10 protein-coding genes are annotated in these 11,000 nt (G+C 43.6%); all 10 read right to left on the minus strand.

Going from position 1 to position 11,000, the window contains the following annotated elements; all coding sequences use genetic code 11:
- Window positions 1–21: 21 nt before the first annotated feature.
- On the minus strand, window positions 22–1,047 hold the full coding sequence (locus ACSFC1_RS10175) for a C4-dicarboxylate TRAP transporter substrate-binding protein (protein WP_435566072.1): 1,026 nt from the start codon (window positions 1,045–1,047) through the stop codon (window positions 22–24).
- Between the two features lie 138 nt (window positions 1,048–1,185).
- Window positions 1,186–2,103 carry an alpha/beta hydrolase gene (locus ACSFC1_RS10180; RefSeq protein ID WP_435566073.1) on the minus strand — a complete coding sequence of 306 codons (918 nt, stop codon included), beginning with the start codon at window positions 2,101–2,103 and terminating at the stop codon, window positions 1,186–1,188.
- Between the two features lie 4 nt (window positions 2,104–2,107).
- A complete protein-coding gene (gene pheT / locus ACSFC1_RS10185; RefSeq protein ID WP_435566074.1) occupies window positions 2,108–4,477 on the minus strand; it encodes a phenylalanine--tRNA ligase subunit beta in 2,370 nt (789 codons plus the stop codon).
- 14 nt (window positions 4,478–4,491) lie between these two features.
- On the minus strand, window positions 4,492–5,496 hold the full coding sequence (gene pheS / locus ACSFC1_RS10190) for a phenylalanine--tRNA ligase subunit alpha (RefSeq protein ID WP_435566075.1): 1,005 nt from the start codon (window positions 5,494–5,496) through the stop codon (window positions 4,492–4,494).
- Window positions 5,456–6,457: an elongator complex protein 3 gene (locus tag ACSFC1_RS10195; RefSeq protein ID WP_435566076.1), complete on the minus strand. Its 1,002-nt coding sequence runs from the start codon at window positions 6,455–6,457 to the stop codon at window positions 5,456–5,458. The genes pheS and ACSFC1_RS10195 overlap by 41 nt, the downstream gene beginning before the upstream one ends.
- Complete coding sequence (gene rnc, locus ACSFC1_RS10200) at window positions 6,454–7,179, minus strand: ribonuclease III (RefSeq protein ID WP_435566077.1); 726 nt, start codon at window positions 7,177–7,179, stop codon at window positions 6,454–6,456. The genes ACSFC1_RS10195 and rnc overlap by 4 nt, the downstream gene beginning before the upstream one ends.
- A complete protein-coding gene (locus tag ACSFC1_RS10205; protein ID WP_435566078.1) occupies window positions 7,176–9,065 on the minus strand; it encodes a transketolase in 1,890 nt (629 codons plus the stop codon). Before ACSFC1_RS10205 ends, rnc begins: the two co-directional genes overlap by 4 nt.
- Before the next feature lie 22 nt (window positions 9,066–9,087).
- Window positions 9,088–9,309: a DUF2905 domain-containing protein gene (locus ACSFC1_RS10210; protein ID WP_435566079.1), complete on the minus strand. Its 222-nt coding sequence runs from the start codon at window positions 9,307–9,309 to the stop codon at window positions 9,088–9,090.
- On the minus strand, window positions 9,293–10,111 hold the full coding sequence (locus ACSFC1_RS10215) for a PSP1 domain-containing protein (RefSeq protein ID WP_435566137.1): 819 nt from the start codon (window positions 10,109–10,111) through the stop codon (window positions 9,293–9,295). Before ACSFC1_RS10215 ends, ACSFC1_RS10210 begins: the two co-directional genes overlap by 17 nt.
- Before the next feature lie 11 nt (window positions 10,112–10,122).
- Window positions 10,123–10,977 (minus strand): hypothetical protein, encoded by an 855-nt coding sequence (locus ACSFC1_RS10220; RefSeq protein WP_435566080.1) that lies wholly within the window; start codon window positions 10,975–10,977, stop codon window positions 10,123–10,125.
- Window positions 10,978–11,000: the final 23 nt, after the last annotated feature.

Here is an 11,000-nt window from a genome sequence, read left to right on the forward strand (position 1 = left end):
GGCTGAGCGAACGAGAATTGATCAATTTCCTTGCATTTCCTTCAGTTCCTTGACAAGTTGATCTCTTGCCTCGACGAGTTTGAGAACTTCGTATGCCTTCTCACCAGCTTTCATGAATGCAGCAATATCAGGATCTGTAACGATCTGCATGCCTTTGGCTATGACTTCTTGTTTGAACTTTTCGTTCAGTTCTTTTGTTATTTTCAAAGAGGTTTCTACACCAGCTTTGTCACACTCTTCAACGAGTATCTTTTGGTACTCTGCTGGCAGGCTGTTAAACCACTTTGCACTGACTACTTCGAAGTTGATCAGAAGGATGTGCCCTGTCTCTGAACCGTACTTCAGGACTTCGTAGAGCTTTCCACCAGATATGTTTGCATAGACCAGCTCTGCTCCGTCGACTGCCTTGGTCTGGATACCTGTGTAGATTTCACCGAAAGCAAGGGCTACAGGTTGAGCACCGAGTGCACGAACAGATTCCTGCCAAATGGGTGTTCCTGGTGTTCTTATCCTCAGTCCTTTGAGATCTTCAGGCTTTCTTATGGGTTTGTTTGTGAAGAAGTGTCTGTAGCCCTGAATCCACATGAAGGAAAGAACTTTGAAACCGTACTTTTCTTCGAGTTCTTTCAGCCACTTCTGCATTGTTGGAGTTTGTTTGAGTTTTGCAAGAGCTTCAAGAGCCTCTTCTGGTGTTGTTGCACCAAGGTAGTTCACAAAGTAAGGTGCGTTCATCACTGCTATAGGTGGAACATACATACCCATTCTCGCAGAATCTGTGTTTTGTCCGATGTTTGCTCCAGCTCTGATCTGCTCGAGAATGTCTTCCTCAACTCCGAGTTGTGCACTGTGGTAAACTTCGATCTTCAACTCGCCGTTGGTTCTCTCTTCAACAGCCTTTGCCCATTTGAGAAATCCTTCGTGGTAAGGTTCGGTCGGTGCAAGCACGTGGTTGAATCTGAGGACGTACTTTGGAGCAGCCAAGAGTGACGTAGCAACCAGCACACATAGAGTTACCAGCAAAATCCTTGCCAATCTGCCTGTGTTCACAACTTCACCCCCTGTGAAAAAATTATCTGACTCGTGCCACCATTGCTGGTGTCCGAAAAAAAATTATACACTAAACCAAAGCCATGTCAACAAATAAGGAGATTTCTTAACACAATCTAGTTGTTCAGCAGTGAAGACTCAAAGATTCTTCTTGAGAAAATCTATTGTCTTGTACGCAATGAATCTTCTGAAGAGGTAAGAAGATTTGTGACCAGAAGGGATGATGATTCTCTCTGAGTTTGGTAGTCTCTCCAAGAGAGATTGAGAACTGTTGTGGGGAATGATCTTGTCAAAAGCACCTTGGAAGAACAGGATTGGTTGTTCGACAAACTGCGCGTAACTCAATGAATCATAGTGAAAACAGGCAGGATAGAGTGAAAATATATCGTCTATTTTGTTGAGATGACCTACTTTTCTCATGTCATTTGTCCTGTTTGCAACACAGGTTTTTTCATCACTGCAGCCATATTCATTGCTGTACTTTGCGTAGTTCTCTCTGAGGGATTCAGTGTACGGTGAATGCCAGTTTATCCAGCGCCAATCTCCTCCAGCAAAAGCGAGGATGCCGTTTTTCAACCTTTTGTCTAAAGCCAGGCACATCGTTGCTATCATGCCGCCAAAACTGAAGCCCATTATTGATGTGGGAGCTCTTGAGTGAAGATCAATGTAATCAAGTGTTCTTCTGACATCCTTTATGGCTTCGTGAAACCTCTTTGAACAGTACATTGGAGATGGAGAGAAAAAGGGCTCGCCACCGGACCAATCTGGCTTAGCCCTCTTTTCGTGATATGGAAGCACCATAAAAAAGGTTTCAACGCCATGTCTTTGAAAGTACTTGCCGAACCAAAGTAGGTACGGTATGTTACCATTGCCTATACCGTGAAGAAAGATCAGATTTGCCCAGGGCTTCTCTGGTTGAAAGTTGTAGACGTAGATCCTCTTTGATTCTTCGATCTCTGGTTCATAGACTGCGTCGAATGAAATCACTGAAAAACCTTCAAGATCTTGTCTTTCAACATTCAACGGAAGATCTACGTCATATTCGTAGATTTTCACAGCTCTATGCAAATCTCCTTCTCACACCAAATCTGGTTTCTATTTGGCGAACTGTGTTTTCGAAGATCGAGTTCACTTCTTCGTCGGTTAAAGAACGATCGATAGCTCGATAGATCACATAGAAAGTAACGCTGATGGTGTCTTCTGGTATGTCCTTTCCTCTGTATACATCGCTGATGCCAACTTTTTCTATGTACTCGCTTGAGTTGTTGAGAAAAGATATGATTTCTTTTGAGGAAAAACCAACTGGTATGAGTAGAGAGATGTCTCTTCTTACGGCTGGGTAATTCAAAATAGCCTTCAGTTGTCTCACGGTCTTGTAGCTCTTGAAAATAACTTCGAGATCGAGTTCCATGTAGTAAATCTCTGCTTTGATATCGTACATTTGATTGAAGATCTTGCTCAGCATTCCGATGATTCCAACGGGTTGATCATGCAAGATAATCTTGCCAGACCTACCGCTGACTAACCAATCGATCTGGGTAGGTTCTACCTCAAGTTTTATCGAGAGATGATCGGACAGTTCGTCGAGAATGCCTTTGAGATTCAACAGAGATACAGATCGTTGATCTGTGTAATCATCTTCATTAAGCTGGCCGCTCATGATGATGCCTATCTTTTCTCTCTCAGTGGGAGTACTGTTCTCCAAGTAGTACACCTTGGCGATTTCAAAGAATTTGACATCCTTTAACTGCCTTCTCATGTTGTAGGCGAGTGAATCCATCAAGCCAAAGACCAAAGAAGGTCTGAGACAGTCCATTTCTTCTGTGAGTGGATTGTTGAGCCTCACTGGGTTGAGTTTCATAAGCTGCTCGATTAGTTTTGAAGAAGTGAAAGAGAGATTCATTGTTTCATCCAAGCCACTTGCGATGAGAAATTCTCTGATCTTTTTCCTGAAGGTCTGCAGATTACTCCATCCACCACCAATGGCTGGTATTCGTGGCATCTGTGTACTGATTTTTTCATACCCATAGATCCTTCCAACCTCTTCGATGAGATCTTCCTCGATGGATATATCTGGCCTGAAGGTTGGTACAATCACTTTCCAGCCCTCGCTTGTTTTTTGGCTTTCCATCTCAAGAGATTTCAAGATCTCCTCTGTCTTTTCATCGTTAACAGCTGTGCCCATGATCAAATTGAGCCTTGACTTTCTGAGAGCAACTTCCCTTGGCGCGATTCTCTTCACATAGAGATCTGCAAAGCCCTTTGCAGCAATTCCACCTGCGAGTTGTTGGATGATCTGCACCAAGCGTGATAGCACGAAGAACGCATCATTTGGATCGACGCCTCTTTCAAAACGGTAGGAGGCATCAGATTTTATGTTCAATGCCTTCGAACTTCTGCGGATTCTCACTGGATTGAAATAAGCAACTTCCAAGACGATGTCCTTTGTTTTGTCATTCACACCGCTGTCGGCAGCTCCCATGATGCCACCGACTGCCAAGATCTTCGTTTTGTCGGTGATGAGTGTCTCTATTCCTTTCAGTGAATACGTCTTTTCATCTAAGAGTAGAACCTGCTCGTCTTTTAGAGCCTTTCTGACTATTATATGCCCATCAGAGATCTTTGAATAATCAAAGATGTGGACGGGATGGCCAGTCTCGAGCATCACGTAATTGGAGGCATCGACGATGTTGTTTATTGGTCTAATACCTGAATTCATCAATCTCCTTCGCATCCAGATAGGGCTTGGTTTCACTTGAACAGATTCCATGAAACCTGCACTGTATCTTGGACAACCATCTACATCGTCTATTGAAATCTCCACAAGGTCAGCTATGGCTTTGTCTGTTTCTTTGAAAGATATTTGAGGTTTTTCCAAGGGTTTTCGACACAGTGCTGCAAGCTCGCGTGCGACACCGATCACACCAAGGCAGTCTGGCCTGTTAGGTGTTATCTCGATCTCGAGTGTCTTGCCGTTGAGTTTCCAGAATTCAATTAAGTCAGTCCCGAGTGGTATGTCCTCATCTATTTGGTGAACACACTCAGACTTCGTTTCAAGACCAAGCTCTTCCAAGGAACACATCACAACTTGCGAGTTAACACCTTTTATTGAGGTTGCTTCAACGATGTTTTCATTGGCAAGGGTTGTACCAGGAAAGGCTATTGCAACCTTTGAGCCCTCAACTACCCTCATATCTGATGTTACAGTCGTATGAGTGTGTGAACCATCGAAGACTTCGCAAACGTGAAGCTTATCTGAATTTGGATGGATCGATACCTTTTTGACCAACGCACAGAGTATCTTTCCATTCAGGGCTGGTGTGATCAGATTACTCACACTTGTACCTGACATGGTGAGTGTATTTGCTATTTCTTCATCGCTCCAATCTGTTTTTACGTATTCTCTAAGCCATTCTATGGGTACAAGCACAATCTATCCCTCCATCAGAAGTTTTCCAAAAACCTCTTGTCGTTTCTCACGAAATCCCTGATATCTTTGATGTTGTATTTGAGCATTGTGATGCGTTCAACCCCCATACCAAACGCAAAGCCAGTCCACTTTTGTGGATCGTAACCAACGTTCTTGAAAACGTTCGGATGAACCATCCCGGCACCGAGAATCTCAAGCCAACCTGTGTAACCACAGGCTTGACAGCCTTTTCCACCACAGACACCACAGGAAACATCTACCTCGAAGCTGGGTTCTGTGAAGGGGAAGAAACTCGGTCTTAACCTTATCTGCCTTTCCTTACCGAAGATCTGTTGTGCGAATCTTTCAAGAACGTACTTCAGGTGTGCAACAGAGACATCTTCATTCACATACAGACCTTCGACTTGGGTGAACATCGGCAGATGAGTGGCATCGTAGTCTCTTCTGTAGACTCTCCCTGGAGAAATGATCGCAATTGGTGGTTGCTCAGAGAGCATTGTTCTTATCTGAACAGGAGAGGTGTGAGTACGTAAAAGGAGATCATTTATGTAAAAAGAATCGTGTTCATCTCTCGCAGGATGCCATTCAGGTGTGTTCAGTGCATCGAAATTGTGCCAGCTGTCTTCTATCTCTGGACCTTCCACGATCTTGAAGCCCATCGAGACGAATATGGTTTCTATCTCTTCAAGGGTCTTGGAAATAGGGTGTCGATGCCCTACACGTCTCCTCGCACCAGGTAATGTCACGTCAACCCAAAGCTTCGGCGAAAGCTTTCCGCTTTCCTTTTTTTGCAACTCTTCTTTCTTTTTTTCGATTGCTTCTTCAACCTCGTTCTTCAATTGGTTCAAAATCTTGCCCGCTTCGGGACGCTCCTGGGGAGGCAATTTTCCTATGCTTTTGACTTGTTCTGTGATGACTCCTTTTTTACCCAGCAGAGCCACTCTTACTTTCTCAAGTTGTTGCAAATCGTTTGCAGTTTCAATTTGTTTTAGTGCATCTTTCTTCAAATTCTCGAACACCTTTCACACCTCCAAAGCATTTCTTCAGCGCATCCTTCCATTCCAAGAACGCACCGTTCAGGAAAAAGCCAAAGTTGTTGCCAGATGTTCCTTTCAAACCAAGTGCTCTGATCATACTTTCTTGTTTATTAGTATAAACAATTTTTTGTGGTTTAAGAAGATCGATCACTTGCTCGAGCAACTTTATCTTAGCGAGTTCACCAAATCGCGGGTGATATGGACCAGCTATTATGCTGGACTGCAGATCAGGAGGGATGAACAACCCTGTTCTTATCACTCTGACATTGTTGGCTTCGAGAATACCAATCATTTCAGAAGAAATCTCGATTGCTTCTTCAAGACTCAGTGGTTGGTACTGCCCTATCGAATAAAGCTTTGCGAGGTCTGAATCTCTCAAGACCAAGGTTGGGTGAATTCTACAAGTCTTGGCTCCAAGTTCTACAACCTTCCAGGCACTGTGGATATCCTTTGATCTACTGTCATTTGGAAGGCCGATCATCAAGTGTATGCCGAAATCAACAGACAGATCTCTCAAGATCTTACAGGCTCTTTCGATGTCCTCAACGGTATGTCCCCTCATAGACGCCTGGAGAACATCTTCATCAAATGATTGTGCCCCGATCTCGACAAAAGACACTCTGAATTCTTTCAGAAAGATGATATTCTCTTCGTTGATTTCATCAGGTCTGGTAGAGATTCGAATTCCCTTGCAGATGCCTTCATCGATATATTTCTTTGCCCAATCAAGATAAGAAAGTTGTACAGCATAGGGTAGTCCCGTGAAGGTACCACCATAAAAAGCGATTTCAAATTGCTGAGAGATTCTTTTGTAATCTCTTGCCTTCTCAACTAAGTCAGAAAGAGTTGGGGCATTTGTGACACCTGTTGTCGATCTTTGATCACAGAAGATGCATCTTCTTTTACAACCCATCTGAGGCAAGAAAACCGGCAGGATACTCACCGATCGAATTCTCCTTTGAGCTTTTCGAGGGCTTTCTTTGCCGCATCTTTTTCGGCTTCCTTTATGGAAAATCCTTCTCCAAATGCTATTGTTTTTCTGTTCAGTCTGAGTTCAACAACGAATTTTTTCATGTGTGATGGTCCTTTCTCGTCAACGAGAATGTACTCGGGCAACTGTCTGAATCTTTCTTGGGTGATCTCTTGCAGATGAGTTTTGTAGTCAAAGACGATCTTGCCCTCGGAGATTTCTTGCGCATATCTTGCAAAATGAGAAAGAAGACATCTTTTCAATTGTTCAACGCCGCCGTCTATGTATATCGCCGCTGCAACAGCTTCTAAGGTATCGGCAAGTATTGAATCTCTATCACGTCCTCCTGTGATCTCTTCGCCACGACCCAAAAAAAGATAGCTGCCCAGATCGATGTCTCTCGCTATTTGAGCGAGGGCTTCTTCGCTTGCAACGGCTGCTTTTATCTTAGCCATAACACCTTCTGGAGCATCGGGGAAATGAGTGTAAAGATACTCTGCTATTATCAAGTCAATCGCTGCGTCGCCAAGAAATTCCAACCTCTCGTTGGATTCAACATCCTTTCTGCCGCGCTGCTTCTGTTCGTGTGAGTATGAAGAATGACACAGAGCGGTGTAGATAAGCCTGGGCTCCAAGAATCTGTAACCGATAGATTCCATGAAATCGATTATTGTTTTTGTCTCTTCTTCGTTCACTCGATCATCTGACCCAGTTTTTCAGCTATCTTTGATGCACTGAGTCCATAGATATCGTACAAAGCTTCATATGGTCCAGAAACTGCGTGTTCATCCACCGCAATCTGTTCAAATTGAGATGGAATAATGCCTTTCTGGAGGAAAAACTTAGCCAAAAGCGCGGCAAGGCCAAGTGGTGCTGCGTGGTCTTCAAAGACGAGAACCTTTCTGTTGTGTGCGTATTCTCTGAGTGCTGATTCGTCCAGATCGAAAGGACACGAGACATTCAGCACAGATACCTTGCCTTTGAACTGATCTGCTGCCTTGACTGCGTTCTCTACTATTGAACCACAGGTGATAACAGTTACTCTGTCTCCTTTTCTGAGGATATCTATCTTTCCGTAGATGAACCGATAGTCATCGCCAAAGAAGATCTTCCCGTTCTCATCTAAAATTGGTGCCATCTTTGCCCTACCCATGGCAATCAGGTAATTTCCGTAAACACCTGCGATGTATTTGATTACTCTATCTGTCTGGTTTGGATCGGCAGGTACTATGACTTTATAACCCAACCAATTGGCTGGAGCAGAGATATAATCGAGTCCATGGTGTGTCTTGCCGTCTTCTCCAACATTCAAACCACAGTGAGTGACAACCACTTTCAGATTGGTGTGATTTATAGCGTTCAGTCTGTGTTGATTGTAAGTCTCACTGACACCGAAGACACCGAAATCGGCAAAAAAGGTAATTACCCCATCTGCGGAAAGCGCACCAGCGACCGCTGCGGCGTTGTGTTCTTGAACGCCCAACTCGAAGAACATTTCAGGGGCATGTTTCTGAACTTCGTCGAGTTTTACAGAGGTTGCAAGGTCGCAGTCTATTGCCACAATTGGTGTTTCACTGTCTTTGTTCGCTTTTACCAAATCTAGCAACGCCTTCCCAAAGGCTCCGCGATTGTCCATTTTGTCGGTGTATGTCCTATTCTGTGGGACAGTTACTTTGATGGGATATTCAACATGTAGTGGCTTGTGTTTTTCATTTCCAAGCTGTTGTCTCATCTTGATGTACTTTTCGACATCGTTCTCTATTCCTAATTCACTTAGAGCCTTTTCGAGTTGTTCTTTTGTGAGTGCCTTTCCATGATAAGAGACATCGTTCTCCATGAAAGAAACACCTTTACCCATGACTGTGTGTGCGATGATCACAACGGGATTTAGCTTGTCTTGTACCGCTTCATTCAGGGCATTCAGAAGTTGTTCTATGTCATGGCCATCAACTTCTAAAACTCTCCATCCGTCTGCTTCATAATTTGCCTTTATGTTTACCGGCATGATATCTTGTGCGCGTCCAGATATCTGGGCGTCGTTGTAGTCTATGACAACTGTTATGTTGCTCAAACCGTACTTCTTAGCCACTCTGCGGGCTTCGGCAACCTGTCCTTTTGCTTGTTCTGCATCGCTCATAGCCACAAAGACATGATAGTTTTGCTCCTTTATCTTGGCGGCAAGCGCGAATCCAACACCAGCAGACAAACCTTGCCCTAAGTTTCCTGTGGTCCATTCCACGCCAGGGATACCACGTGTCACATGGCCCTCAAAGATACTCGCATGATGTCTAAAACCTGCTATGACTTCGTCTGTGCTCACAAACCCAAGTCTACCGAGTACTGAATAAACACCTGGTGATGTATGCCCATGGCTTACGACAATCCTATCTCGCAATGGGTCGAAAGGATTCTTAGGATCGATATTGGCAAAAGAGAACAGACTCAAAAAGATCTCCAATGAAGACATAGAACCACCTGGATGACCAGAGTTCGCAACGTAGGTCATCTTCAAAATATCTCCCCGACAGAGCCGAGCTATTTCTTTAAGCTGTCTAATCCTTTCTCTGTTGAAGATCTTCATTCGTTCCAACCTCCCTTTACCTTCACTTTCCCAGTTTTGAGATGATCAAAAAGATCAGTGTGAGAATACCACTTATCAGCAAACTGGTGGCTATTGGAAAATACAAAACAAATCTTTCCCTTTTTATCACTATGTCTCCGGGTAGACGTCCAAGCGGTGTGAAACGTCCCACCAAGTAGGTGATCACTCCAACGATCGTGATGATCAACCCTAAAACAATGAGTACCTTACTCAGTTGGAGCACCTTCATCACCTCTGAAGTATGAAAATGGCAAATAGACCATCTCGCCTTCTTCGGAGACCACCAAAACGTTCTTTTTGAAAACATCGATTGATTGAACTTTGTAGTTCTTCTGATTGTAAAGGACTGTTTCACCTTCCTCGGGAATACCACGTAGCTCTTGATCGTAGAAATCGTACTCGTACATCAAACAACACAAGAGTCTTCTGCACGCGCCAGAGATCTTTGCAGTGTTGATCATAAGCTGTTGGCATTTTGCGTGCTTGAGGGTGATGCTCTCGAATTCACGAAGAAAGGTGCTACAACATGTTGGTAGTCCACACAAGCCGAGACCACCTAAGAATTTGAGTTCATCACGAACTCCGACTTGTCTCAATTCTATACGCGTTTTGAAGATTCTGGCAAGGTCTTTCACGAGCTCTCTGAAATCCACCCTTGTTTCCGAACTGAAAAAGAAGACTAACCTCGATCTGTCGAACATATACCTTGCATGGAGTAGCTTCATGGGTAGATTGTGTTCTCTTATCTTTTCGCGACATATCTGCATTGCTTCTTGTGCATCCTTAAGGTTTTGTTGATGAATCTGGAGGTCCTCTGAGGTCAATTTCTTGATGATGGGTCTTAACTCAGTTCCAATCTCTTCTATTCCCATCTCTTTTGGGCCTCTTATCACTCTGCCTACATCTGGACCGAACTCGGTCATCACCAACACAAGATCGTTGGGCTTTATGTCTTCTCCATTTTCTGCATAATAACTGAGTTTACCCTTTGGCGAAACTTCTATCGCATAAACAACTGCAGTCATTTCCAACTCAATCACCTCTTCTCAGATCTCTTGACGAGTATCAACAGATTCAGCAATGTCAGAGAACCGTTGAAGTTCATCAGCCTATTTGCCACTATCGAATCAAGCCATTTGAAGACTGAAAGATCCCTGCAACCTTTCAACTCCAGGATCATCTGAAATGCCTTGCACATAAAAACTATCATACCGTTTAGGTCTATCTTATTAGATTTTTCCATTAAGTTCATGTACAATTGTACGAATTCTTTTTCTGAAAGATTCAAGAGCCTCTTATAGAGGTCTTCGAGCATCAAAACAGCTCTGATCTTGTTTACGACAGAAAGTTCATTCTCAGAAAAGAGTTGGACGAACTCTGTTTCTTCAAAATTCATAGGTTCCAAAGATTCAGTCCTCTCATTTAGGTGAATGAATATGTCGAAGTCATTTTTGCACAGTTCGAAGATCAGGTCAGCATTTGAATAAGCGGATATCTTTTTCCACACCGAGTCATAGACTTCTCTGCTGACAGAGATATTCATAGTTTTTACCCTGCTTCTGATCGTTGGAAGAAGCTCGCTGAATCTTGTTGTGGTGAGTACGATAGCAGAGTGAGGAGGTGGTTCTTCCAAGATCTTGAGCATCGAGTTTGCCGCTTCTTGCAGGATTCGGTCGGCTTTCTGGATGAAGACTAATTTGTAACCATCATCGCTGGCGGTATATAGAAAATCTGTAAAGTAACGTATCTCATCAATGCCTGGCTCGCTCAAAATGAGATATTCTTTTGTGATTCTTCGAGCTACTTGTGAGCACACCCATTGTAGAAGAGATTCGTCTCTTGAAACCAGGCAGATCGATGAGCCGATATTCTGAATGATGAATCTTTGCACTCTATTGGCTATCTCCTCCATAC

Source organism: Pseudothermotoga sp. U03pept, assembly GCF_051235805.1.
Taxonomy (GTDB): domain Bacteria; phylum Thermotogota; class Thermotogae; order Thermotogales; family DSM-5069; genus Pseudothermotoga_B.